Genomic DNA, 26,853 nt, shown 5'->3' on the forward strand with positions numbered 1-26,853 from the left:
CATACTGCTTTGTATCGAGCCTTGACCTCCTTAAGCAGGGTGTTACCCGCACTCCGCCTTGATCGAAGGTTGCAGACAAAACGGGCTAACCAGGCCAGTCGATCCCGCTGAATTCTGCCGCTGTGTTCTTGACCCACCAAGCCCCTGTGCTAATGTGCGCGACTTTTTCTCACGCCCTGCTCAAGAGGAACGCCATGATCTGCGGCTTCGACTACGGTACTTCCAACTGCGCCATCGGCGTTAAACCACAGGATGTCGTACAACTGCTGGCCGTAGACGGCGACCATGCGTTTATGCCGTCGGCGCTGTATGCACTGGGTCGTGAACTGATCTGCGAGCAAGTCGGCCTGGCCATGACTACTGGCCCGCTGCGGGATGAGTTTATCGCCACTCGACGAGGGCCATTACAGCTGGCCCAACGTGCCCGGCGCGAGCTGGATCTTGGATCAGCTGCGGAAGATATTGAAGCGGTAATGTTGGTCGGCCAACGAGCCTTTGACCAGTATTTTTCCGACCCAGAAGAAGGCTACTTCGTCAAATCCCCGAAGTCCTATCTCGGTGCCAGTGGGTTACGCCCCGAGTTTGTGCATTTTTTTGAAGACATCGTTACCGCCATGATGCAAACGGTAAAGCAGCGTGCGGAGTTATCGCTCGGCCAACCACTGACCCGCACTGTGATCGGCAGGCCAGTCAATTTCCAGGGTGTGAATGCCGAGCACAGTAATCACCAGGCTTTGGCGATCCTGAGCCGTGCTGCCCAGCGCAGCGGCTTTAGTGAGGTCGAGTTTCTTTATGAGCCGATTGCCGCCGGTCTGAGCTTTGAACGCACTCTTGCCGACAACCAAACCGTATTGGTGGTCGATATCGGCGGTGGCACCAGCGACTGCGCCATGGTACGAATGGGGCCAGATCACCGCGACCGCGAAGACCGCAGCGCAGATTTTCTTGGCCATACTGGCGAACGTATCGGTGGTAACGACCTCGATATTGCGCTGGCTGGCAAACAGCTGATGCCATTGTTTGGCATGCACGCCAGCCTCAAAAGCGGCAAACCTATGCCCACCAAAACCTTTCTTGATGCGGTCTGCACCAACGATGTCAGTGCTCTGTCTCGTTTCAGCAGCCTGGAAACCACCCTCCAGCTGCAACAACTGCAGCGCGATTGTCTGCAACCGGAGCTGATCAGCCGCCTGCTAAGATTGCAGGCCAACAAGCAAAACCAGCAACTGGTACGTTGCGCAGAAAATGCCAAGATCGTCCTGTCCGATGCCGAATCCACCCGTGTAGCACTGGACTTTGTTGAAGCCGGGCTTGGTACCGAGATGGTGAAAACCGGACTGGAAGCAGCCATTCAGCGACCATTACAGCGTATAACAGAGCTGATGGCGGAAGCGGTCGCCCAGGCTGGTGTACAACCAGATCGGGTATTTATTACCGGCGGTAGCGCCCGCTCACCGCTGATTCGGCAAGCGGTAGCCCGCACTCTGGGTGATATTCCGCTGTTGGATGGCGATCATTTTGGCAGTGTGGTATCCGGCCTGACCGAATGGGCGCAGCGTATCTATCGTTGATTGCCTGGCGTTGATTGCCTGGCGTTAATCAACCGCTTGAGCCAGCTGTAAAATCCAGTCTCGGAGCTGCAACAATTCCTTGTCGTTCAAACCCTTAGCGGCTTTTTGCAGACTACGAGTTAACTGTACCTGCTCCATTTTTGGCAGCTGGTTTAACCGCTCTGACAAGCTGATTGTCTTCAACTCTGCCACCGTACGGTCGGCATGAGTACGGCGCAGAATCATCTCCAGAAAGTCTATCGCCCGTCCCAGCAAAACAAAGATAAAGGTCAGCTCCCGAGCTGGCCCGGCAGTGAGTGTTTTACCGGCAACAGGGATTCCCTTGATATTGAGCTTTTCAGGCTTCCAGGTCGCCGCCAACGAGGCCAGCCCGGACAACAAGCCACCCGCCAGCGCCCCGGTCATAAAGGAACTGCCGCCCACGCCAACGTCGAGTACAGCGCCTGCAGCAGCACCCGCCGATGCGGATAGCGCGACAATTTTCTGCCGATCCAGCCCATACAGATACCAGTGGCTGCTATCAAACAAATCCGGGTAATCAGCGCTTAACGCCTGGGCATGAATACGCATATGGGAGTGCGCAAACAGCGCCTGTAATTGACGCTGCATACTGGCTTCGATATCACGCAGACGGTGCTGATACTGGTTTTTTAACTGGGCTTCCAGCGCTGTTTTGACAAACTCGGCGGGCACCCGGACTTCACTCACATGGCTGATCATTTGCACCATGTGCTCCGCAACGATCATGGCACCCTGCGCCGCGATACGATCAAAATAGGTGGTCAGCGCCGCCATCGTCGCCTCAATCGCCGGACGCCAGGGTTCATACAACTCCGCAAAGGCCGACAAAACCGCGAACTGCTTCTGCCGGTCGGCCGTCATCGGGTCAAACACCCGCACCACACTGAAATACTGGCTCAGAGCGTTCTGCCACTCTTCAACATAGGCCGCACCACCAATCGGGTTAATCAGCGCCATGCGGGGCTGTCCGGTCCATTGCAGAATGGTCATCTCGGCTTCAAATTCAGGACTGTAAGGCAATGAGCCATCAACGACATAAATAATTCCGGCACCGGCCAGAATCGGCTGCAACAGTTCGATTTCGTCCTGAAACTTGCTGCCTGGCTCACACCGTTGTTGCGCCACAAAATTCTGCACTGCCTGCTTGCGCTGGGCGGCATTAGGCGCGTGTTGCTGCAACCAGGACAACACCTGACGCGGACGCTGAAACCCCGGAGTATCAATCAGCCGGTAATGACAAATACCATCGACACGTAATTCAAACGCTTGTGCCGCCGTTGTGGTACCGGAAATCTCCGAGATCCGAATCGCATCCTGACGCGTCAGCGTCGCCACGATGCTCGATTTGCCCTTATTCGGGTGCCCGACAACCGCAAATACCGGCGCTGCCACCTTAATGCCCCTTCTTTAATGTGATGCGATGACGACTGGCGAAAAACTGCCAGGACTTGAGTTGGGTCTTATAACGCTCGGCATCTATCTGAGTGGATACCAGTACCAGTACCACCACCGTGTTTTGTTGTTGCAACAGCTCGATGCAGTCGGCCATTTCACCGGTGGGTGTCTGGAGCGGATCAACAATAAGGAGTACCGGCCTGGGCCGGGCACTGGCCGACGATGACAGCCACTGCTCGTCTTCCAGCCAGTCGCCGCTGCCAAGGTTTTTCACCACTGGCCAGTCCGATTGTGGTTGCTGCCAGCTGATCAGATCGGCGTTGGTGGCGCGAATATCAATCACATCTGGCAATACCAGCGGGTCATCAGACACCAGCGGATTGCGGCTCGGTTGATGCTGCTGCGCCAGCACAAACTCCTCAATATCGGCACTGTTAAGAATGCTCCAGCGTAGCTGGCGGATAAAACGCCAGCGCAACAACAACGCCAGCGCCACACGCGGCAAAATACCGTACACCGTCACCGCCATTACCAGCGTCAACCACCAGCCACGCTGATTGACACCCTGCGCAGCCATCTCCTGGGCGGCAAAACGACTCTGACTGATCAGTTCGACACCCGGCGACGACACCAGCCAATGCCAGGGCCAACTGATCACCGCCATCATTTGCACCATGGTGGCATTATCAGTTATCAAGGTTGAAGACCAGCCAAACTGGTAATCCTGAAACGTCGCCAGTGCAAAAAACGACAGCAATGCCGCCACGGAAAACACCAGCCCCAGCAACTGGGCTTGCCAGACCAGCCAGGGAAACAAGACATTCTGGTATGGCAAAAAGTGTTTCAGCCTGAGTTTGTCAGCCAACTGCAACAGCAACGGATGCCCAGCCACAGACTGACGAGCGCCTGAAAACAACGCAACATACGCACTGCTCAAGGTCAGCAGCAAGGGCAAAAATGCGAACAGCACCAGCGGCACCCAGATATTGATCGGCTGTCGACCCGAGTAATTCAATACCCCCGCCATACTGGCCAGCCCGACCAGTGCGACAAGTAATCCCAGCAACAGCAACACCCACCGCGCCGGAGTCGTCAGCGCAGACGTATCGGTCTGTTGCAAGGCACGCTGCTCCCAACGGTTTAAATACTCCGCCGGGGACAAGGTGTCAGCGTCGTAACTTTCAACCTGTGTGCTGGCTTCCAGACGGAGACGTTTTTGCGCCACAAACAAACGGAAGTCCAGCCAGCGGCACATCGCCGTGGTGGCACCGTGTCTGAAGAAAAACTGCAAGATGGTGGCTGTCGATACTGATAACGCTGAAGACATAAAAACCTGAATTTCCGCAACAAGCACTGTCGGCTTCAATGGTGAACAACCGAACCGATACAGCAAGATGCGCCAGTATAACGGAGAAGCACCAATACGGCTGAATATCAGACAGAGGAATCGCCACCATACCCAATCCACGGCGTAGTAACCATGAACGACGCTATCCGTGTATTCAGAAACTGTCCGAATTTGATATGGCAGAGAATCTGGATATCCGAATCATTCACACCACTCTGTCTGACGGCTTGAATACTTGCCGGACGATGGTAGAGCGCTCATAAATGTCAGACCGGGCGGCAGAAGCAAAAAAAGCAGCCAGATGGCTGCTTTTTTCGATCGTGTTCCCAGAAACGTTCCCAGAACAGGCTTTTTAGCGATTTAAAATCGGTAACCAATTGATTTTAAAGGAATTTTAATGGCGGTGAGGGAGGGATTCGAACCCTCGATACCTTGCGGTATACACACTTTCCAGGCGTGCTCCTTCAGCCACTCGGACACCTCACCTTGATTAGGAATTTACCCCTAACAGAGGCCGCGCAATATACTTATCGATATAGAACATGTCAACCAAAATCATCGGCCTTTTCATCGTTACATCCCAAACACGGTGCATCAAAGGCGACTGTTCAGCTCCAGCCAACCGCCTCGCTCTGACGCAAATTATCCGGCTTCCACTTCCAGTGGCATTTCATTCTTGTTTATTCGCCAACATACGATCCACCAGAGCGCTGGGGGGCGGCCTCTGTCAACTCAGCTCGCCATACACCTACCACTACCTACCTGCACCTATAAAGACTCCCTCGTTGTTTTGTCATATTTTAACCCTAGCCTCAGAACATATATCAATCGCATTGCCACCCATCACGGACTCTCCTTGATGAAGCTCACATTTACCGCTATACAGACCATAGCAATTCACTTTATTCAGGGCGGCATAAAGCCGAAGTACCCTTGGCAGGACTATGAACGACGTGATCGAAGGCATTGACACAGCCCCCCTGACCCATCCTCATCCAGACTACATCGCACGCATTCTGGGCTACGGCACTGGCGCATTAACGATAGCCGCCGGTATTTTTACTCATTACTGGCCTGATAATTTCTGGGCAGCCATGGCGTTTTGCCTGGTGTACCCGCATCTGGTGGAAGTGATTGAGCGTCGCCTCCCATGGAGTCGAAACACCGCGCTCACCTTCTGGACACAGGTAGATGCCGCCATCACCGGCTTGTTACTGGGGCTGGTTCAAGTTCCCATTGAATTAACCCTACCCACGCTATTGATGCTCAACACCAGTCTGATTCTGACCGGCAGCAAGTCCAGCTGGCTGTCCGGGGTATTAATTTCGGCTACCAGCATGTTTGCTTCTTACCTCTGGCTCAGTTCAGGTTCAGAGCAAGCCGCCGCCATTCCTAATAGCCTGGTGATTACTTGTGGGGCTGCCACCGCCGTTTTTTTTGCCGCACTGGCCTTATTCGCCATACGCCAAGGAGATCAGATTGGCGCTATGCAATCGCGTCTTAAAAGCCAGATCGACCGTTATCAGGAATTGTCCACCCAAGTATCACGCTATGTTGCCCCTCAGGTCAGGGAATCCATATTTAATGGCAAACGTGAAGCCAAACTCGAAACCCAGCGCAAAAAACTGGTCATTTTCTTTTCCGATATTGTCGGGTTTTCTTCGCTTTCCGAGCAAATGGAAGCAGAACCGCTCACCGACCTACTCAATGGCTACCTTACCGATATGTCAGAGGTGGCCATGAAATATGGCGGTACCATCGACAAGTTTATCGGCGATGGCATTATGATTTTTTTTGGCGACCCGAGCACCAAAGGCATCAAGCGAGACGCCCTGGCCTGCGTCGCAATGGCAATTGAAATGCGCCGCCATATGCTGAAACTGAGAAAGCACTGGACCGAACAAGGCATGACCACCCCATTACAAATTCGCATGGGCATCAATACCGGTTACTGCACCGTCGGCAACTTCGGCACCGAAAGCCGAATGGACTACACCATCGTCGGCAAGGAAGTTAACCTCGCCAGTCGGCTTGAGAGTGCTGCCGATGCCGGCGAAATTCTGATTTCCCACGAGACATTTTCACTGGTCAAAGACAAGATCATTTGCCGACAACGCGGCACCGCCATGGTAAAAGGCTTTCGCGACCCGGTACCCCTCTATCAGGTGGTTGATTACCGCCGCGACCTCGGTGCAAACGCAGGATTTATGAACCATGAAACCGAAGGCTTCTCACTTTATCTGGAATCGGAAAAGGTTCGTGACAGCGAACGTAACAAGGTCGCCGATGCACTGGAGCAAGCAGCCAGTAAACTGAGAAATCAGGTCAAGACCCGAGCGCCAGAACGACACCCCCCAACGGCACAGCAACGAGCAGCCAGAACGGCCGCCGCGCAGGTAAAATCACAAGACAAATAACAACGGATTCAGCGGTTCAAACCACTACTGACGAAGCGTACGAAAGTTCTCCAGACAGACTCCATCAACCGAAGAGCGTACCGGGTTGATATCCAACCCACCTCGGCGCACATACCTGGCACAGACCGTCAAAACCTCAGGCCGACAGTAGTGGGTTATATCCTGAAACATTTGTTCGACGCATTGTTCATGAAAGCCCTGATGCTGCCTCATCGACACCACGTAGGCGAGCAAGGACTCAGGAATAATGGCAGGCCCACGATAATAGACATACACACTTCCCCAGTCTGGCTGACCAGTAACCGGGCAGTTGGACTTCAACAAGTGCGAGCATAACCAGCCGTCAAACACCCCTGCGGTTGTCGCCAGCAAAGCCCCGTCAGGCTGATAAGTAGTGATATCTACTTCCAGCTCATCAATACACCAGGCCTCCGGCGCAGTACCAAAATCCTTCCCCCCAGGCAGCAACATCAGCTCGACAGCCACCTCGCCCCCGGACACGGCAGCAAGATCTCTCACCATAAGAGCCTGAACGTCATCCTTGCTATCAAATCGGGTCTGGTTATAAGAATTCAGATACAGCTTGAACGACTTGGATTCAATCAGATTGGCAGCGGCTGCCGGAATTTTGAACTCCCCAATAGCGACCACCGGCTTCCCCCTGGCATCCAGCCACGACACTTCATATGCGTTCCAGATGTCTTCGCCGTACATAGGAGCCAACTCAGCATCAGCCAGCAGTCGGGAGCGCCCCTCCTCACGGGGGATAGCAAACAACAATGACGCGTCATACGCGTCTTTATAGTCAGACTGCTTACCGAGAGGATTTAACTCAGAATCAATCATCGCCATAACTCTTATTGCCTCATGCCGGTGCCACGCTTGAGCAACCACAAGCTATACGCACTCAAAATAACGATAAACACACCCATCATCAAAAATGAAAATACCACCCCGACATCAGAGACACCCAGAATCCCATAACGAAACGTATTCACCATATACAAAATCGGATTCAACTGGGAGACCCATTGCCAATGCTCTGGCAGTAAACTGATAGAGTAGAAAACACCACCAAGATACGTTAGAGGAGTAATAATAAACGTCGGGACAATTGAAATATCATCAAACTTGCGTGCATGCACACCGTTAATAAAACCACCCAATGAGAACAACACCGCAGAGAGCAACACGATACCAATCACTACGCCAGGATGATGAATACTCAGATCAGTAAAATACAGTGATAACAAGGTGACAATAATGCCCACCATCACACCGCGTACCACACCGCCAGCGACAAAACCCAACAGAATGGTCGCCGGGTGCACCGGTGCCACCATTAACTCTTCCACACTGCGCTGGAACTTGTTGCTGAAAAAGGACGATGCCACATTGCCATACGCATTGGTAATCACACTCATCATAATCAGGCCAGGAACGATAAAGGACATATAGTCCACACCGCCCATTTCTCCGATGCGAGAACCGATCAAATTACCAAAAATCACAAAATATAACGTCATGGTAATCGCAGGAGGCACCAGCGTCTGCTGCCAAATACGGGTAAATCGACGGACTTCCTTCGTCACAATCGTCTTTAATGCTACCCACTGAACGGCCAAATGACTCATTGGTTGTCTCCTCGCACCAGATTCACAAACAACTCTTCCAGGCGATTAGCCTTGGGCCGCATACTACGTACCTGGCACCCTTGGGCAGACAAACCGGTAAAAACCTCGTTGATACTTTGACCTTCATCCACCACCACCTCAATCGAATCTGCAGCGACGACCCGAACAACAAATCCACTCAATAACAAATCAGCAGGCGCATCCGACTTCAGATCAAACACAAAGGTCTCAGATTTCATATTGGCCAGCAGCGAACGAACACTGGTGCAGCGAACAATCTCTCCACGATTGATAATCGCAATATTGCGACATAATTGCTCCGCCTCCTCCAGATAATGAGTGGTCAGAATAATCGTGGTGCCCGACTCATTCAGCTCCTTCATAAACGCCCACATCGAACGCCGCAGCTCAATATCGACACCCGCGGTTGGCTCATCCAGAATCAACACCTTTGGCTTATGTACCAGCGCACGAGCGATCATCAAACGTCGTTTCATTCCTCCAGACAACATCCGTGACGGCTCATCACGCTTGTCCCACAGATCCAGAGCCCTGAGCAGGTATTCCGCACTCTCGCGAGCCTCTTTGGCATTCAACCCAAAATATCCCGCTTGCGTTACCACAATATCTTCAACCTTCTCAAACTGGTTGAAATTAAACTCCTGTGGCACTACGCCGAGATTTAAACGAGCACCAAACGACTGCTCATTCACATCAAAGCCCATCACCTCTGCCTTACCGGCAGATTTCTGCACCAAACCCGATAAAATACCCAGCGTGGTAGACTTACCCGCGCCATTCGGGCCCAGCAGGGCAAAAAAATCCCCCTGCTCGACACTCAAATCAATCCCCTTGAGCGCCTGAAAACCATTATCGTAAACCTTGGATAAGCCCTGAACCTTCAGTGCCGGAACCATACAAATCAACCTGTTTGAGAAAATACATGAGCGAACAACCAAACCACATCCGCTTGCTACAGAAACTAAAAAGCCGCTTGGAAGCGGCTAGCGAAAGCGAAGTGATTAATACAGATATGATACACCAGCTTGCGGCCTTGATTGATCAGCTGACGCAACAGTCTGAAACAGCCTACGAAGATACCCGCCAATGGCTCAACAACCTGATGATGCACACCCCCCAACTGGCGCCAGCTATCGACCGGGAATTGCTATGGATATTCGGCGGCGACTGCCTGCATTACCTGACCGATGAAGAAATCCGCCTCTTTCAACAGCAGGATGAAGAAAACTAGTTAACACTCCCATCACACTCAAGAGTAGTTGTTTCAGCAACACTTGAGTGTGATAGCAAAATCCATACGAAAAACGCAATAAAAAAGCCGACCCATCTCTGAATCAGCTTTTTAAAATTTGGAGCGGGAAACGAGATTCGAACTCGCGACCCCGACCTTGGCAAGGTCGTGCTCTACCAACTGAGCTATTCCCGCTAACTCTTCCCTCAATAACGCCGAGAAGAATGGTATCCCCAAGGGGATTCGAACCCCTGTTGCCGCCGTGAAAGGGCAGTGTCCTAGGCCTCTAGACGATGGGGACACAGAACCAACAAACTACATATTCAGACCACCTTATGCAACACAGAATATAAAAGCATAAAATGGAGCGGGAAACGAGATTCGAACTCGCGACCCCGACCTTGGCAAGGTCGTGCTCTACCAACTGAGCTATTCCCGCTAACTCTCCCCTCAATATAACGCCGAGAAGAATGGTATCCCCAAGGGGATTCGAACCCCTGTTGCCGCCGTGAAAGGGCAGTGTCCTAGGCCTCTAGACGATGGGGACGTCTCTGAAGTGGTGCGCATTTTACACATGTCTTTTTAATTTGCAACAAAAAAATTAACGCACTGCCAAAAAACATAAAAGAGCTTAAATCTTGTTCGTATTATCTTTATTAAAAAAATCATTTAAATGGCGTATCAATTTGTTTTTTGGCATCCCAAACCAGCCATGCTCTTTCTCATTTACGACGTTAAGTGAATAAGGATACCTTAAACAATCAACCGCATAAACCAATTTATCCATAGCGCAAGAATCTGCGCCATACAACCCCCGAATAAAATAAAATTCAGGTGAAGAATCACACAATGTCGTAAGTATTACATGATCTAGATCAACCCATTTAGTTGACCTCATCTTTCTTTGCCACAAACTATATTCATGCAAGCCCGCACTAAAATAGTCGACTTGTGGGTTTATGCATAAACAACCAGAAAAGCCCAATTTGACTGTGGCATAGACTGCACCATACCCCCCCATCGACGAACCCAAAGCATATACTTTACTTTTATCAACCTTGTACTTTTTAAGAGTATCACTCAGAAAACATATATATTTATTTTTCGACTCATTAATATCACCCAAATAGTATTTATGCTCATCATCTCTTAGCATTATATATAATGTTGGGTTATTTAATGGATTATTTGAAAACCAAGACCACCGTTCAAACTTACCAGGATTCATACTTGTAAAGCTTACAATAGCTTGAACTGGGTTTTCATCCGACCACACCAGTGCCTCAACTCCATCTTCTATCACATAGCTATCTTCGCAATTCATGCCAATCAGCCCTTCACAAAATTAGATAGGTGGTAATGCATTTTTCTTGCAACTTCTTCCCAAGAATTCCGAGCAGCGACAAGGGAGTTTTCTCTCGGGTTTACTTTTTCGAGCACATAGTCCCAATCAACAGCCCCATCAACCAACACATGATTAATAGTCTCCAATCTATCCATAGGAACTAACCCCTTAGGTGCAACCACTACCCCTCCAGCCAATGCAGCCTCCAGCATTGTCAGACCTACACTTTCCAAGTGGGTTACCATAAATATATGTGCCGCACGGTACTCTTTTGATATTTCAAGAAATGGGACTGCTATCTTCTTATAAGGCCGAACAGCTATTTTTTTCAGATCAACATCAACAACTCCTCCATCCATAATCTGACGAACAGCTATATCATCAAATCCATACTTAGAAATAATCTCCTTATTTTTCTCTAAAGCTTCCAAATTCATCAGTATTGACAATGTTTGATCCTTCTGAGCCACATTAAATGCAGGGTGATCAACTAGCACCCGAAGAGTCTGACAAGACTGATCAGGATAAAGATATTCAGAATCTGCAGCCCAGCCTATATATTTATTATTTTCTCGGTGCCTTTTATATCTATTATTAGTAGAACCGGGAGGATATGCCCAGTCATCATCTCTAAAAGTAAATGTCAAGTCTACAGGGCTACTATCTAACGTTCCACCATCATATATTTGCCCTAAACATCCCTTTACTCTTTTTTTTAAGGCTAACGTTTCATTCAAAGGAGTATAAGAAAAGAATCTCAAGCCAAGTGCAACAACATGGTCAAATGTAGTAACATCCAAAGAATCAAGAAAATTTTTTATCTTTCCAGTTTGATTCAGTTCATGAACATCACAATGAATTTTAACTACATCGATACCAGCCGCTTCAAGTGCCTCTGGAAAATAGATGCTCCAAATTCCTGTGAAATTTTTTACTTTATCTTTAGATTCCGAAAAATTCGAAATCAGGGCAACTCTCATAAATCCTCCTTCACACGATGCTCATCCAAGGAATAATAAGGCAAATAGGATCTCAAAAAACTATCTTGGCTACAACCAAATAAATCTCCTCCTCTACTCTGAAAGAATTGCCTTGATTCTGATATGTTTTTTATTTGAACACTGACAAATGAATCACTAAGCTGAGGTTTTTCCTCCTTATAAAATCGTGGAGATTCTTTTGGGTATTTTAAATCGCACCCCAATAAGTAAACATTTTTTGCACCAATATAATATGCAAGCTGTAATGCCAACATAGTGGTAGTACATCCATAAAAAAAACCATTACTTATATTTTTTGAAAAACCATCGCGTTCCAATGGTTTAACATAAATACTTCTATGCTCAAGCCCGTCAGAATCAACAGCTTCAATATCACTCCTCAGAATACGAATAGTTTCTTCACACAAATCTGACGTTACTATTTTCTTTTTTTCTTCAACATCCATAAATCTTTTATCAGATACAACATAATACTTACTCACCACACCATATTTTTTCTCTATTAGTGCGGATGCATTCATTCCGATAACAGTCTCCCCTCTAAGAAAGGAAAGATCCAATGACTTCAAACTTGGTCCATTCGCAAGAATATAGACATCTTTACCTGACTCTTTTCCTTTTAACCACTTAAGAGATATTTTCTTTGACCCTATACGCCACATCATAAAACTCCACTAATTTTTTATAATCACAGTATTTAACAAAAAAATCATATGATTCCTGCTGCATTCTTCTCGTTTCCTCGACATTGGATGCCAAGTTAACAAGCGTATCTGTAATTGTGTCGTCGTTGGCATATAAAAATGGAGGAAACTCCCCATCTGAAAATCGAGAGTAGCAAGCCTTACCCAAAAAATCCGCCCCGTTGACCACAATATTTCCGGCACACATTCCTTCTATAGATACCTGATGGAACCCCCCAGTAATTATCTCATCAATTGTTAAATGACATGTTCGTCTTAACTGGAATAACTCATAAGGTGATACAGGTTTTTTTGGCCTTATTAATTCAATCATTTTACATGATAAAAGACCATCTAATACTTTATCCAGCTTACTCGAGCCTTTACTCGTCCAGCGCCCTTTATGCTTATGCGTAGGGCTATACATAACTTTCAACAACTCCCCTTCTTTTCTAAGGTTAATACTAGGAGTATCAAAAATTATGTTTGGAACAGCGATATGCTCAGTATGCAATCTTCCCCAGTGCTGACCTACAACCAACTTCACATCATAGCTTAACTGAGTAGACCTATCATAAAACAGAGGCCCTTCCCTAAGAGGACTGTGAGCGTGATAAACCAACAATGATTCACCTATAGAAGACCGTATTTTTTTTTCATGTTTATCTGGAATAAAATTATGAATATGAACAACATCTGCTCCAGATATTTTCTCATAAAAAAAATCAGAATTATCTTCAGTCAGTAGAATCGAGTTGGAAGAAAACTTCTGATACAAAGGCCCTGATGATGGGTAATCTGACAATATAAAACATATTGATTCCTTCCCTGTTTGCCTTTGAGCAAGAGCAATTTTACCAGGAGCTCCAACTAATGGAGTTGGGCTAATATGAACAATCTTATTGAATAACATGATGAATAACTCCATCTCTAGATGATGCTTTCAAAAATCCTTCCAAACTAACCTCATTTGGTAAATCAAGAAGGTTTTGATAACGCAAATAAACTGATTCTCTGACAGCCAACTCAACTACATTCCCAGCAATTTCTTTATATGCCATACCTGAAGATAATGATGATTTTAAATTAGTAGCCGATGAAATCTTTAATATAGACCCCACAGAAAGTCCATTAAATTCATCTAAGGAACCACTACTTTCAAATCCAACAATTGGTAACAAAAAATCAGGATCTTTCCTAGCCAAATCCTGTAATACTTTTCGTATAGTAAACTCAACACCTATATTATTATATGCAACAACTTTCCTATATTCCTTGAGACGATGATGACTTTCATCAGTCCTCAATATAACCACATCAGCCTCATCAACTTCAGGCAAATAACAGTTGACTTTAGTCCTTACCACAATAATTCTAGGCCGGGTACCAACTGCCCGCAAAAAAATCAAAACAGATCTAGGGGGGTCTATTAATATATAATTATCAACGGAACTCAATTTATCCATTCCTTTAGAACCAACCATGCGAATCAATTCGCTAACTTCAGTATTTAGTTCTGGGGGATATTTACCAATTTGTAAAAATGGTCTTTGCAAATATCTAAAATCTGTAAATTGCAGACACTTGTCAAGCAATCTGCCTTCAATTTCCTTAGCACGCCCAACAGGGTACATAAGGACAGAAATCATGCCGAGTGGTTTTTCAGGAACATTACCTACCCCAATATCCCCCTCCTTCCCCAACTCAATAAAGGGACTTGTACTCACAGGCTTTTTATTTTCCTTAGTAATTTCTTTCTGACTAGGTTCGACCGTAACATTTTTTTTACTTGGATTATTTTTCGGTGAATCTAGATTAGTAGCTTTTTTTTTTACATCTAAAAAATTAAAATATCTTGAATCCTTGAAAAAACTTTTTGGGTTTCTAAATAGCTTTCTAGTCTTTTTTATGAATCGAGGGGTTGGCTTAGACATGAATTTATCCTTGTATTTTCCTGATAGTAAAGAATTCAAAAAAACATCATTTATTTCACACGGAGGAAAGGGAAGAAAATTTTTTGCACTTCGACTCCCTATCGATCTAATTCCTGACGAAAATCTATCATTTATTTTACGTATAAATTCATCAGAAGAGTTTTCATTTCCATTCGCTATTTCTTCTTTTATAACTTCTAGGAATGCATTTGAATCCCATGCACTCACTCTTTTTACTTTATCATTCGCCGCATATTCACAAACCCCTAAATGAGACCAACAGACAACGCTAGCTCCGTACGACAAAGCTTCAATTGCAACCATTGAGGCAGTTTCAAACAAACTAGGCACAATAACAATACAATCAACCCCATAAATATCTTCAGGGCTCCACTTCATCCCATCTATAACTTTAACATTTTCATGCTGAGCAATACTACTTGGAACATCGTTTGATATTATGTAAAAATCAGACTTCAAACTCAATATAAATTCATCCGTAAAAAGTCCAACTCCTTTTAATGATTGCCAACGACCAACAAAGCATACTTTTTTTTGATGCGAATCGGATGAAATAGTATTATTTGTATTACAGTCTTTATTCCTTATTGGATTAGGGTAACAGACAACATCTCGATGCACCCCAAAAAACCTAGAAGTTGCAATCCAAGCAAAATAAGAAGGTGATGATAAAAAGTCGGCATTATTTATCATGCTTTTCTCCTCCTCAAATAATTTCTCATTGATCACCATACCTTGAATTGAGGCAGCTAACGTATAAGCACAATGCAACCTAACATGAACAAATATATTTTTTTCAGAATAACCAGCAAGAATTGCATATGCCTCAGGAACTTCAACAATAGATATATTTCCAGACTTGGAAAATCCATCCAATAAAGACACAACCCTTTTTTGATATTTTTTTATATCTTCAGAACTATTCTTTGAAAAAAGATATACAGAAGAAAATAAACTAGACTCGCATAACAAATCATAAACATCATTACAATACTTACTAATTCCAGAGCTTTTGCTACCCACAGGGTCTAACAATATATAATTATAGAAAACCTCATTCATAGCGCCAACGCTACAGCCGCCGATACTGCAATTTGATAAATAACCTGACTTATATCTTTTGTTAACTGCAACGCTTTCAAAGTAGGCTTGGCTAGTACAAAAATCTCGTCACCAGGGCCAACCATTTTTTTGTCATCCAGATCACGGTTGGCAGTCACAAACATGCCATTCGGTTTCATCACCAGTGTATTCATATCGTCGAGATCGGCGGTGGAACCACCTGCTTGCTCAACGTAACGTTCAATCGTTCTTCCCTTCTCATAAGTAATCGCGGTAGGGAAAAGCACCTCTCCATGAATCATCACCAGATGCCGTTTGGCAGGGATTACAATCTTGTCCCCCTGATTCAGAATAACCTGGGAAGGATTATAACCCTCGGCAAGGAGTACTTGACCCCTGGGGGATACCTGTTTCGCGCGATCGATCCAGGAGAGAATAGAATCCGCTTCGATCTTTCTCAGTTCAGCGGTTTCCTTGGTAGCGGATCTGGCAGTTAAAACGCTTTGCTCCAGAGCGTGGAGTGATGACATCAACATATCTTTCTGCCGCTGGGCTACCGACTGCCTGAAGAGCTGGACTGAATCGCCATCAGACAATTCCGTCAGCTTAACTTTGGCAAGAAGGTCCTTGAGTGTTGCCCCCCAGGGAAGCACCATTTCTGTCGTTGACTCATGCTCCCCAAGCACTTCTACACTGATGCTGTCGGGACGTAATTGAGAAGACAAACGAATAACCGAGCCTGGTGCGACATTGACGCCCGCTATTTCGCCAACGGGATATTGATAGGCATTAACCCGATCCCCCTCTGGGGCAACCACCGTCACATGGGTTACGCGCTCACCCACAACAGCGGCATCAACAACTTCAGTCAATGGTGTATCAACCTTTGCCAACTCATACGAGCCCAAAAAACCGGCCACTCCTTCAACACTTACGCTCCCCAGCCTGCGCGATACAAAGATCAGATCACCATCCTGCAACTGTACGGGAGGCATCTGGCCTTTTTGGACAAAATCATACAAATCGATTTCTGCAATATTAAGATTTTGACGCTTTACAAGAATATTACGATAGCTCCCAAGATCATTTTTTATCCCGCCCGCCTTGTCGATATAGCGTAAAACACTATCGGCGCTTTGGCCCTCATAAATTCCAGGTTTGGGAACCATGCCAGATACAAACACTTTGACGGTCTGGCTTGAGGCTAATGTGACATAGGCTTCGACATTGGCCTTGTAAACCCTTTTGATGGATTTTAACACCACTTGATTAAGGTCTTTATTAGCAACACCCAATACCTTGACCGGTCCGACTCTGGGTACAAAAATATTACCCTGGGCATCAACGACCATCTCTTGTTGAAATTCAATCCCCCCCCAAAGCTGAACCAGCAGCTTGTCACCCTGGGCAATTCGATATTCAGGGTTAATCCCGGTAAACGATGTGTCTTCAAATCCACCACTAAACAACCAGCTAGCATATAATTTTTGCTCACTTGTCTTCAAAATACCTGCTGGGTCTTCTTCCGGGAGCGATTGTCCAAGATCGACAGCGACAGCAAAATTCCCACACAATACAATTGCCAATAATAATATCAGACGTGCCAACATATCAGTCCTTATGCTCTTCAATAACAGACACCAGCAAACGACCAACCAGATAAATAAGCAGCAGTACTGCAAACCAGGTGGCGATATTGTAAAGGCGACGAGGGTATTTAGCTTCTTGTGCCAACATGGGAGGCTCCACAATCAATAAGTGTTTTAATTTCTGCAGAGCTTGCGAACGAACGCTATCGAGGCTGACCAGTGTAGATTTGTATAAATCGGTCGCCAGTTCGCTGCTCAGGGCGATTTCTTTGAAGTCCATATTGATCTTGTTAAATCCATTGTGGGAGTCCTGAGTCAGGCGCGTGCGCTCTTCTGCGAGCTGCTGTTCCAGCGATTGGATAAGATTCTCTTGCGCTTTTACCTCCGGCGATCCATCACGCATAATAGCAGCAAGCTCTTTCAAACGCGCCTGCGCCTTGATCAACTCAACCTGCAAGCCACTGACACCTTCGAGAATCGCTCCGCCTTCTTGCTCTGGATTATACAGCCGGTTTTTTTGCTGAAATCCCATCAACTTACGCTGCCAGTTTTTTAACAAGTCGTGTGCCCGCTCAACTTCGTCTTGGGCATAATCGAGTTGTTCTTGCGCCATTTTGTCGCCGAGATCATTGATAAACTCTTCACTCACTGTCAATAAGGCCTTAGCCATTGCCAATGAATAATCAGGGTCAAATGCTTGCACTTCAACCCGAATAATGTCAGACGTCTCGTCGTGATATACCAGCACATGCTTCTGGTAATACTTCAAATACTCCTCCGACGTTGCATCGCGAGGAAGTTGGCTCAATCGGTCAATGCGGTCACTTTCATAGTGAGCCCGCAGCGCAATTGCCTGATCCAGCTGCTCCGCCATGGCCCGAGATTCAATAAACGCCTTGATCAGCAGAGAATCTTTGGTTGATGAACTGACGGCTCCCAGCGACGCAAGACCCGTGATTTCTGTCTGATTACCCGACTCTTTCACCACAAACTGCGTTTCCGTGGCAAAACGCGGCGACGCGAGAAAGCCGTAATAAATGACGATCAGCGCCGTTGCCACGATGACGAGGGCAAACGAGCCAAGACCAGCCAGGCCACGCCAAAGTTTTTGCCCGACATGACCGCCTCGCTGTTTTGTATCCACAGATAAAACAGCCGCTGATTCCACTCCTCCAGGAGCTGCCGTTTGTGTGGGCACGTCGATCTGACTCACAGGTTCTTCTTGTATAGTTGTCAAAACATCTCACTAAAGCCGCTAGCTGTTATAAACAGCAATGGCATCGTCAATATTGTCGAAATAGGATAACGAGCCATTGTTAATCAATAGTCCCGCTTCACAGAATTTTTTTAGTTGATCTAGCGAGTGATTCACCATAATCACTTTGGTCGCCGAAAACTTTTCTTTCAGCATTTTCTCACCTTTTGCTCTGAAGGCCGCATCGCCAACTGCGGTAATTTCATCAATTAAAAGCACATCAAAATCAAAATCCAAAGCAACAGTAATACCTAGCATCACTCGGGCGCGCATGCCACTGGAATAGGTTTTCATCGGCTCATCAAAGTACTGGCCAATTTCAGCAAAATCGTCTACCCGATTTTCCATTAATCGAGTGTCACGAATGCCATGAATACGAGCAATAAACCGGGCATTCTCTCGGCCACTCATACTACCCTGCACCCCCCCTTGTAGTCCAAGTGGCCAGGAGATACGTAATGGTGATTCAATCGTGCCTGAATTCGGCATTTCTGCCCCACCAATCATCCGGATCAGTGTCGATTTACCAGCACCATTTCTGCCGATAACGCCAATACTTTTATCCATAGGAAGATCAAGCATCAGATCCCGAAATACGTAATTACGACCGGATCGAGTTTTATACCATTTGCAAAGCTGATTAAACCGAATCATCCGCCAATAAACCTGGAACGATTAACGTGATACAAGGATAAGGACAAGGACAAAAATAGTAGCGTTAGTGATATCACATAAGTCCAGGAACCAAATCCGGCATAATAAACATCAAAATAGGCTTCCCGCATTAATTCCAGACAATGGAACACTGGGTTCCAGTTAATCAGATACCAGTAATGCTTAGGCACAACAGAAGCCGGATAAAACACTCCGGATACAAACAGCATGGGAGTCATCACTACAGTCAACAACTTGGGGGTATCCGCCCAATATTCCACCAAAGAGCACAATAGCAGTCCGATTCCTAAAGAGAGCAAGGTCAATAGTCCAATAGCTCCTATCAATTGCAACGGAAATGCTGGTAATACTTCGTAACCCAGAACCCAGGCCATCAGCACACAAAGTAGAAACAGCACACAAATGTAGGTGACCAGCTCAATAATGACCCGGGTGATCACCGGATCAATCGGCTCTACCTGGCGGTAGGACATCAGGCCCTTATTAGCTTGAACGGCATTAGCTGTCTGAGTGAGAATTTTATTGAATAGTTTAAACGTCAGCAGGCTTGTAACCATAAACAGGCCCACTTCAACACCAGAAATTGATGAACGGCCCAACAGTGAAAATATGCCGGCCATAATTGCCGCCTGCCCGGCAGGTTCCGCTATCGCCCAGAAATACCCCAGACGGCTGCCTCCGAAACGAGTACGTAACTCCCGAATGAACAGTGCGTACACCGTGTCCTGCATTATTTGTAACGGCGACCGCTTTCGCCTGCGCTCCATCACACACTCATCCTTAAACATGGCTGGCCGAATATTTATCCGTTTTGTTCACATTGGACTTCAAGTTGTTACCGCCGCAAAAAGGCGTCCCAAAAAATGAGAGCCACAAAGTATACACAAGATCCTTCTATCAACCAGTGTCATGAAGTGTCGGTTTCTTATCACATCAAAGTCCTGTTTCAGCTGGCTGAAAATCAAGCGAAGCTGAATTGATACAAAATCTCAGGCCTGTTGGTACAGGCCCATCTTCGAACACATGCCCCAGATGGGCATCGCAGGCGGCACAAATGACTTCCGTCCGAACCATGCCGTGCGACGTATCAATACGTTTTTCAACCGCGCCAGCCAACTCCCGATAAAAGCTGGGCCAACCACAGCCGGCGTCAAATTTGGTATCCGAGACAAACAGCGGCTCACCACAACAAACACAGCTATAAACACCAAACTCCACTGTCTGGTAGTACTTACCGGTAAATGGCCTTTCAGTTCCAGCCTCTCGGGTAACGAAGTAGGTATGAGGATCCAGCAATGCTTGCCACTCTTCAGGAGAGCGTTTCACTCGTCGAGCAACACGCTCCCCAGTGGCTATATTCTCTTCATTATTCTTGTCACTCATTCGCTTATTTCCCCTTGCTACATACACTCGCGCACATCATGCCAGATTTTCTTGGGCGATATTTTTGCTTGTACCCACGACTAGACGCCATCGGGGACTTTAAGCTTTAAATTCCCAAGGGTATCATCTCGCCCCTGTCGATCATGCGTCAAATGACATCGACCCCGTTTCCTATTTTTCGTTCGGCAGTACCGTGCATCCCATGTTGCTACGGCATCCGACCAGTACAAGGCTCCCTCTTCGATGCAGGAAATTCGCAAATCCGACAAGCTGGCTAATGTTTTTTACGATCTTCGCGGCCCGGTTCTTCAGGCCGCCAAGCGCATGGAGGAAGAAGGTCACCGGATATTGAAACTGAACATTGGCAATCCAAAACCCTTCGGTCTGGATGCCCCTGAAGAAATCATTCAGGACGTTATCTACAACCTGCCTGATTCCGAAGGCTATTCGGACTCCAAAGGCCTGTTTTCTGCGCGAAAAGCCATCATGCAGTACGCCCAGCAGAAACACATCGCCAATGTCGGCATTGAAGACATTATCATCGGCAATGGCGTCAGCGAGCTGATTGTTGCTTCCATGCAAGGGTTGCTGAATAACGGTGATGAAGTACTGGTTCCGGCACCCGACTACCCGCTATGGACCGGCGCTGTCGTGCTCGCAGGCGGACGAGCGGTTCACTACGTTTGTGATGAGCAATCAGAATGGTATCCCGACCTGGACGATATGCGCGCCAAAATTACCAACCGTACCCGCGCCATGGTCTTGATCAATCCCAACAACCCTACCGGTGCGGTTTACCCTACCGAGTTGCTGCTGGGCATGCTGGAAATTGCCCGAGAATTCAACCTGATCGTGTTCTCGGATGAAATCTACGACAAGATTATTTTTGATGGCATAACACACACATCCACAGCTTCACTGGCTGACGACCTGCTGATCATTACGTTTAACGGCCTGTCCAAAAACTACCGTTTGGCGGGTTTTCGCTCCGGCTGGATGATCATCAGTGGCGCCAGACACAAAGCCCGAGATTACATAGAAGGGCTGGAAATGCTGGCCTCCATGAGACTCTGCGCCAACGTACCCGCCATGTACGCAATTCAGACCGCACTGGGAGGCTATCAGAGTATCGACGACCTGGTCGCAGAAGGCGGGCGCATTCGCCAGCAGCGGGATATCGCCTGGGAAGCACTCAACAGCATCCCGGGTGTCAGTTGTGTCAAACCCAAAGGCGCGCTGTATTGCTTCCCGAAAATGGACAAGGACAAATTCAACATTTTGGATGACGAACGCATGGTGCTGGATCTGCTGGAACAACAAAAGATTCTGATCGTGCACGGCACTGCGTTTAACTGGAAATCGCCCGATCATTTCCGCGTTGTATTTTTACCCCGCCCTGAAGACCTGACTTTGGCGATGAGCCGGATTGATCAGTTTTTCCGTGGCTACGTGCAAGCCTGAAATTTTCACCATCAGACCCAATGGAAACGGCCCCACTATGCTTGATGTTCATATCGACGATTTTTTCAAGGACTGCGCTACCATCCTGCTGATAGGCTTCAGGCATTTTCCTCGTCCTCAAACCCTGTTTATTGAAGACATATCAGGGCCGGATCAGATGGATGAATTTGGCCTGCACAGCAATCGCCACCTGGCGGCGCTGAGTACGCTAGGATGGCTCAGAGAGGAAGGGTATATACGTTTTAGTGGCCAGGATCGCCAAGAGTCTGTTGATGATTTTGTATTGACCAGCAAGGCACTGATGCGGCTGCTGGCACCGGCAAAGAGTAACAATCCGGATCGAGGGCACGACCTGCCAGAGACACCAACACCTGTTATTCAGGTGTTGGAATTTGCCCGGTTGCAAAGTGATACCACTTGGATCAGCCAGATCGTTCAAACCAATTTAATCACTGCGCCCTGACACCTTCTCTGTCATCACGGTGAAATTACCCAACCCTATTTGGTTCTGACGGCAAACCCGGCAGAGGCCAATAATTGCTGCAAGTCGACGCACTTGGCGGGAACACCTACCTTCATCGTAGGAATATCCCGACGCAGTGGATAATCCCGACGTAACTGATCAAAGGTCTGTTTAACGTCCTCCGCTCGTGACATGGCTGAACGCATTTTACCGTCATCAACACGCACTTCATAAGCGGCTCGAATCGCCGTACGCAACGCCTGATTTAACGGTACCTGATCAGAAAAATTCACCCGCCGAATACCGGGTTCTGGCAAAAACTGACCCAACTTGCGCCGCATCGGCAGACCAAAATACTCACACACGGCCTGATAAATCATTTCCGTACCACGCATCTTACCGTCCAGAGAATAACCAGCGATATGCGGTGTCGCCAGCATACAGCGATGCATCAAGGCAAGATCCAGATGAGGTTCTTTCTCCCACACATCCAGAATTGCCTCAAAATCGTTGTGCGACCTCAGGTGAGCCAACAATTCAGCATTATTCACCACCGCTCCCCGACTGCTGTTGATCAAACAGGCATTCTGTTTCATTTGCAGCAGCTGCTCGGCACCCATCAAATGCCGGGTGGGACATTCCCCATCATTCACCAGCGGAGTATGCAAACTCACCACATCCGCCTTCAGCACTTCCTCAAGTGACGTCAGTGGCCCCACAACAGCTGGATCCTTGAACGGATCCGTCGCCACTACGTCAACACCCATTTCTTCAAGCCGCCGACGCAAACACAGCCCGACGTTGCCAACCCCGACAATACCCACGGAAAGATCAGCAAAAGACACGCCTCGCACATCAATCAGTACACTGAGCGAACTTAATACGTAATCCACAACGGCTTGCGCATTACAACCAGGGGCACTGGCAAAGCCAATATTTGCACGCTGCAGATAGTCGAGATCAATATGATCTGTGCCAATCGTTGCGGTTCCAACAAACTTGACCGGGGTTCCCTTGAGCAAGGTTTCATCAACGGCTGTTACAGAACGCACCAGTAATATATCGGTGTCCGCCAGCTGATCAGCAGTCAGGCTGCGACCATTAAGGCGCCGAATTTCACCAAACTCAGAAAAGAAAGAATCTACCAGAGGAATGTTTTCGTCAGCGGCTATTCGCACGAGGGTGTTGTCCAGTTGGAATACAGGGCGACATTTTGTCAAGCCACACCCATCTTTACAATGACCAGCAAGATTCTGTCAAAAAAAGCCGACGATCAGCCAAACACGGATACTCCGGGCGATTACCTTTCAGGATAATTGCCTGGTATCAGAACACAGACTAAACACCGCATTGTCGACAAAAACAGGGATAAAAGCGCCTCTGCACAAAATACCGGCAAAAGGGATGGTCATGTCTAATTCCACCCGGTTCATTTTCTGGATGAATAGCCGACATTGGTAAAAACCCTTACATCAAAGGCAATTACGACCATTGGCTTCCTTAACCGAAAGGCAGTAATCAAGTATACTTGCGCCCCTGCATTCCCAATGGAACAACACAATCTGAAGGTTGCCGGCACCCTCAAAAGGGGAACCCGGGTGAATCTGAAGATTCATAGAGATGAGGAAAACACCGTGTTAGAAGCTTATCGTGCTCACGTTGCCGAGCGAGCAGAGCTGGGAATTCCACCCAAGCCTCTGAATGCTGAACAGACAGCTGCTCTGGTCGAGTTGCTGAAAACTCCACCCGCTGGCGAAGAAACCACTCTGGTTGACCTGCTGGAAAACCGTATCCCTCCGGGTGTGGATGAAGCAGCCTACGTAAAAGCAGCGTTCCTGACTGCCATTCTGAAAGATGAAGCGACTTCTCCACTCATATCCAAAGAAAAAGCGATTCAACTGCTGGGTATGATGCAGGGTGGCTACAACATCGCGACATTGGTTGAACAGCTGGATAACGCTGAACTGGCACCTCTGGCCGCGAAAGAACTAAAGCACACCCTGCTGATGTTTGACGCCTTCAACGACGTTCAGGACAAAATGAACGCTGGCAATGCGATCGCGAAAGAAGTGATGGAGTCCTGGGCCAATGCTGAATGGTTTACCAACCGCAACAAGGTTGCTGAATCCATCAAAATGACCGTATTCAAGGTGACTGGCGAAACCAACACCGACGACCTGTCACCGGCCCCGGATGCCTGGTCACGCCCGGATATCCCACTGCATGCCCGTGCTGCGTACAAGATGACCCGCGACGGCTTAGAGCCTGAAGAGCACGGTGTCACTGGCCCGATGTCTCAGATCGACGCGATCAAAGCCAAAGGTCTGCCGGTTGCTTTCGTTGGTGACGTGGTGGGTACCGGTTCTTCCCGTAAGTCTGCCACTAACTCGGTATTGTGGTTCTTCGGTGATGACCTTCCTGGTGTACCGAACAAACGTGGTGGCGGTGTCTGTATCGGTTCCAAAGTGGCCCCTATCTTCTTCAACACCATGGAAGATGCCGGCGCATTGGTATTTGAAGCTCCGGTCGACAATATGAACATGGGCGACGTGATCGATATCCGCCCATATGAAGGTAAAATCTTCAACGAAGCCGGTGATGTCATCTCCGAATTCGGTTTCAAATCTGAAGTCATTCTGGATGAAGTCCAGGCTGGCGGCCGCATTCCGCTGATCATCGGCCGCGGACTGACCACCAAAGCTCGTACCGCCCTGGGTCTTGGCGCAACCGATCTGTTCCGTCTGCCGGTTGACCCCGAGGCTGGCACCAAAGGCTTTACCCTGGCGCAGAAAATGGTCGGCAAAGCTTGCGGTCTGGAAGAAGGACAAGGCGTTCGTCCAGGCACCTATTGCGAACCCAAGATGACCACGGTCGGCTCTCAGGACACTACTGGTCCGATGACCCGTGACGAACTGAAAGACCTGGCCTGCCTCGGCTTCCAGGCAGATCTGGTGATGCAGTCCTTCTGTCACACGGCAGCGTATCCAAAGCCGGTTGACGTGGAAATGCAGCACACCATGCCTGACTTTATCCAGACCCGTGGTGGTGTGGCGCTGCGTCCGGGCGACGGTATCATCCACTCCTGGCTGAACCGCATGTTGCTGCCTGATACCGTGGGTACCGGTGGTGATTCACACACCCGTTTCCCAATGGGTATCTCCTTCCCTGCCGGCTCTGGTCTGGTTGCCTTCGCCGCTGCGACGGGTGTTATGCCACTGGATATGCCTGAATCTGTACTGGTGCGCTTCAAAGGTAAGATGCAGCCTGGTATTACCCTGCGCGACCTGGTTCACGCCATTCCGTTGTACGGTATCAAGCAAGGCATCCTGACGGTTGAGAAAAAAGGCAAGATCAACGAATTCTCCGGTCGTATTCTGGAAATCGAAGGTCTCGAGCACCTGACGGCTGAGCAAGCATTTGAATTATCAGATGCTTCTGCTGAACGTTCTGCCGCCGGTTGTACGGTCACTCTGTCAGAAGAATCCATCGCTGAATATCTGCGTTCTAACATCGTCATGCTGCGCTGGATGATCTCTGAAGGCTACGGTGATCCACGTACTCTGGAGCGTCGTGCTCAGGCAATGGAAGCATGGCTGGCCGATCCCAAGCTGATGCGTGCCGACAAAGATGCTGAATATGCCCATATCATCGAAATCGATCTGGCTGATATCAAAGAGCCTATCGTCTGCTGCCCGAACGACCCGGACGATGCCAAGACACTGTCTGACGTTGCTGGCGTAAAAGTAGACGAAGTCTTCGTTGGTTCCTGCATGACCAACATTGGTCACTTCCGCGCAGCCGGTAAACTGTTGGCTAACCACAAAGGTGGTCTGAGCACCCGTTTCTGGATGTCTCCACCAACCAAAATGGACGAAGCCCAGCTGATGGAAGAAGGTTACTTCAATATCTTCGGTACTTCTGGTGTCCGTACTGAAATGCCAGGTTGTTCTTTGTGTATGGGTAACCAGGCGCGTGTAGCATCCGGTGTTACCGTATTGTCGACATCTACCCGTAACTTCCCGAACCGTCTGGGCGATGGTGCCAACGTCTACCTGACCTCTGCCGAACTGGCATCCGTTGGGGCTATTCTGGGTAAACTGCCAACCACCGCAGAATACATGGAATACGCCAACAAGCTGGATAGTATGTCTGGTGAAATCTACAAGTACCTGAACTTCGACAAGATGGACGAGTACACCAAGAAAGCGGCTACCGCCGTTATCGCTTCCGACAAGTAACCCCGTCAGCAGTACTGGCCTTGCCGGTGCTGCTAGCGAGATAAAAATCGACAGCAATAAAAAACCCGACGTTTAAACGTCGGGTTTTTTATTGGCACCTCAAAT

Annotated in this window: 22 protein-coding genes and 5 tRNA genes; 6 read left to right on the forward strand and 21 right to left on the reverse strand. The window is 48.0% G+C overall.

From position 1 onward, the window contains the following. Window positions 1-194: 194 nt before the first annotated feature. Window positions 195-1,571 (forward strand): molecular chaperone, encoded by a 1,377-nt coding sequence (gene yegD / locus WG929_RS06150; RefSeq protein ID WP_416205329.1) that lies wholly within the window; start codon window positions 195-197, stop codon window positions 1,569-1,571. Between the two features lie 24 nt (window positions 1,572-1,595). Here the strand turns inward: yegD and WG929_RS06155 are convergent, their stop codons facing one another. The 3 genes from WG929_RS06155 to WG929_RS06165 all read right to left on the reverse strand — a co-directional run bounded on the left by WG929_RS06155 (window position 1,596) and on the right by WG929_RS06165 (window position 4,821). Next, window positions 1,596-2,984 (reverse strand): DUF3482 domain-containing protein, encoded by a 1,389-nt coding sequence (locus WG929_RS06155; RefSeq protein ID WP_416205330.1) that lies wholly within the window; start codon window positions 2,982-2,984, stop codon window positions 1,596-1,598. 1 nt (window position 2,985) lies between these two features. Continuing rightward, window positions 2,986-4,314 (reverse strand): DUF2868 domain-containing protein, encoded by a 1,329-nt coding sequence (locus WG929_RS06160; protein WP_416205331.1) that lies wholly within the window; start codon window positions 4,312-4,314, stop codon window positions 2,986-2,988. Between the two features lie 419 nt (window positions 4,315-4,733). Then, window positions 4,734-4,821: transfer RNA gene (locus tag WG929_RS06165), tRNA-Ser, on the reverse strand. A gap of 458 nt (window positions 4,822-5,279) precedes the next feature. On the opposite strand from WG929_RS06165, the gene WG929_RS06170 reads away from it, so the two are divergent. Continuing rightward, window positions 5,280-6,752: an adenylate/guanylate cyclase domain-containing protein gene (locus WG929_RS06170; protein WP_416205332.1), complete on the forward strand. Its 1,473-nt coding sequence runs from the start codon at window positions 5,280-5,282 to the stop codon at window positions 6,750-6,752. 24 nt (window positions 6,753-6,776) lie between these two features. Here WG929_RS06170 and queF read toward each other — a convergent pair whose 3' ends face one another. The 3 genes from queF to WG929_RS06185 are packed head-to-tail and all read right to left on the reverse strand — an operon-like array spanning window position 6,777 to window position 9,303. Then, complete coding sequence (gene queF / locus WG929_RS06175; RefSeq protein ID WP_416205333.1) at window positions 6,777-7,598, reverse strand: NADPH-dependent 7-cyano-7-deazaguanine reductase QueF; 822 nt, start codon at window positions 7,596-7,598, stop codon at window positions 6,777-6,779. Between the two features lie 11 nt (window positions 7,599-7,609). Beyond that, complete coding sequence (locus WG929_RS06180; protein WP_416205334.1) at window positions 7,610-8,386, reverse strand: ABC transporter permease; 777 nt, start codon at window positions 8,384-8,386, stop codon at window positions 7,610-7,612. After that, a complete protein-coding gene (locus tag WG929_RS06185) occupies window positions 8,383-9,303 on the reverse strand; it encodes an ABC transporter ATP-binding protein (RefSeq protein WP_369854475.1) in 921 nt (306 codons plus the stop codon). Before WG929_RS06185 ends, WG929_RS06180 begins: the two co-directional genes overlap by 4 nt. A 26-nt stretch (window positions 9,304-9,329) precedes the next feature. Here WG929_RS06185 and WG929_RS06190 point away from each other — a divergent pair, with 26 nt between their 5' ends. Further along, window positions 9,330-9,638: a PA2817 family protein gene (locus WG929_RS06190; protein ID WP_369854476.1), complete on the forward strand. Its 309-nt coding sequence runs from the start codon at window positions 9,330-9,332 to the stop codon at window positions 9,636-9,638. A 119-nt stretch (window positions 9,639-9,757) separates the two neighbouring features. On the opposite strand, the gene WG929_RS06195 is transcribed toward WG929_RS06190, so the two are convergent. The 14 genes from WG929_RS06195 to msrB all read right to left on the reverse strand — a co-directional run bounded on the left by WG929_RS06195 (window position 9,758) and on the right by msrB (window position 20,586). Next, window positions 9,758-9,833, reverse strand: a tRNA-Gly gene (locus WG929_RS06195). Between the two features lie 30 nt (window positions 9,834-9,863). Continuing rightward, window positions 9,864-9,939: transfer RNA gene (locus WG929_RS06200), tRNA-Glu, on the reverse strand. Window positions 9,940-10,001: 62 nt separating this feature from the next. Then, window positions 10,002-10,077, reverse strand: a tRNA-Gly gene (locus WG929_RS06205). Window positions 10,078-10,109: 32 nt separating this feature from the next. Further along, window positions 10,110-10,185 (reverse strand) — tRNA-Glu (locus WG929_RS06210). An 84-nt stretch (window positions 10,186-10,269) separates the two neighbouring features. After that, window positions 10,270-10,962, reverse strand: coding sequence for a hypothetical protein (locus tag WG929_RS06215; RefSeq protein WP_416205335.1), 693 nt, complete (start codon window positions 10,960-10,962; stop codon window positions 10,270-10,272). 5 nt (window positions 10,963-10,967) lie between these two features. Next, complete coding sequence (locus WG929_RS06220; protein ID WP_416205336.1) at window positions 10,968-11,963, reverse strand: hypothetical protein; 996 nt, start codon at window positions 11,961-11,963, stop codon at window positions 10,968-10,970. Further along, a complete protein-coding gene (locus tag WG929_RS06225; RefSeq protein WP_416205337.1) occupies window positions 11,960-12,649 on the reverse strand; it encodes a 6-hydroxymethylpterin diphosphokinase MptE-like protein in 690 nt (229 codons plus the stop codon). The genes WG929_RS06220 and WG929_RS06225 overlap by 4 nt, the downstream gene beginning before the upstream one ends. Beyond that, window positions 12,612-13,580: a hypothetical protein gene (locus WG929_RS06230; RefSeq protein WP_416205338.1), complete on the reverse strand. Its 969-nt coding sequence runs from the start codon at window positions 13,578-13,580 to the stop codon at window positions 12,612-12,614. Before WG929_RS06230 ends, WG929_RS06225 begins: the two co-directional genes overlap by 38 nt. Further along, entirely contained in the window at window positions 13,567-15,684 is a 2,118-nt protein-coding gene (locus tag WG929_RS06235) for a glycosyltransferase (protein ID WP_416205339.1), read from the reverse strand. Before WG929_RS06235 ends, WG929_RS06230 begins: the two co-directional genes overlap by 14 nt. Next, window positions 15,681-17,294, reverse strand: a complete 1,614-nt coding sequence (locus tag WG929_RS06240) for a polysaccharide biosynthesis/export family protein (protein WP_416205340.1) — start codon at window positions 17,292-17,294, stop codon at window positions 15,681-15,683. Before WG929_RS06240 ends, WG929_RS06235 begins: the two co-directional genes overlap by 4 nt. A 1-nt stretch (window position 17,295) precedes the next feature. Continuing rightward, the gene (locus WG929_RS06245; RefSeq protein WP_416205341.1) at window positions 17,296-18,486 is read right to left on the reverse strand and encodes a KpsE/RkpR family capsule polysaccharide export protein; all 1,191 of its coding nucleotides are present in this window, start codon (window positions 18,484-18,486) and stop codon (window positions 17,296-17,298) included. A gap of 42 nt (window positions 18,487-18,528) precedes the next feature. Continuing rightward, complete coding sequence (locus tag WG929_RS06250; RefSeq protein ID WP_416205342.1) at window positions 18,529-19,182, reverse strand: ABC transporter ATP-binding protein; 654 nt, start codon at window positions 19,180-19,182, stop codon at window positions 18,529-18,531. Further along, window positions 19,179-19,970, reverse strand: coding sequence for an ABC transporter permease (locus WG929_RS06255; RefSeq protein WP_416205449.1), 792 nt, complete (start codon window positions 19,968-19,970; stop codon window positions 19,179-19,181). The genes WG929_RS06250 and WG929_RS06255 overlap by 4 nt, the downstream gene beginning before the upstream one ends. Before the next feature lie 166 nt (window positions 19,971-20,136). Beyond that, entirely contained in the window at window positions 20,137-20,586 is a 450-nt protein-coding gene (gene msrB / locus WG929_RS06260) for a peptide-methionine (R)-S-oxide reductase MsrB (protein WP_416205343.1), read from the reverse strand. A gap of 243 nt (window positions 20,587-20,829) precedes the next feature. Between msrB and WG929_RS06265 the strand changes: the two genes are divergently transcribed. Further along, entirely contained in the window at window positions 20,830-22,047 is a 1,218-nt protein-coding gene (locus tag WG929_RS06265; RefSeq protein WP_416205344.1) for a pyridoxal phosphate-dependent aminotransferase, read from the forward strand. A gap of 37 nt (window positions 22,048-22,084) precedes the next feature. Then, entirely contained in the window at window positions 22,085-22,510 is a 426-nt protein-coding gene (locus tag WG929_RS06270) for a hypothetical protein (protein WP_416205345.1), read from the forward strand. 35 nt (window positions 22,511-22,545) lie between these two features. Here the strand turns inward: WG929_RS06270 and pdxB are convergent, their stop codons facing one another. Next, window positions 22,546-23,730 carry a 4-phosphoerythronate dehydrogenase PdxB gene (gene pdxB, locus WG929_RS06275; protein ID WP_416205346.1) on the reverse strand — a complete coding sequence of 395 codons (1,185 nt, stop codon included), beginning with the start codon at window positions 23,728-23,730 and terminating at the stop codon, window positions 22,546-22,548. Between the two features lie 414 nt (window positions 23,731-24,144). Here pdxB and acnB point away from each other — a divergent pair, with 414 nt between their 5' ends. Further along, a complete protein-coding gene (acnB, locus tag WG929_RS06280) occupies window positions 24,145-26,748 on the forward strand; it encodes a bifunctional aconitate hydratase 2/2-methylisocitrate dehydratase (protein ID WP_416205347.1) in 2,604 nt (867 codons plus the stop codon). Window positions 26,749-26,853 lie beyond the last annotated feature (105 nt).

The sequence above is a fragment of the Oceanobacter antarcticus genome, assembly GCF_044962685.1.
In the GTDB taxonomy this organism is placed as follows: domain Bacteria; phylum Pseudomonadota; class Gammaproteobacteria; order Pseudomonadales; family Oceanobacteraceae; genus Oceanobacter; species Oceanobacter antarcticus.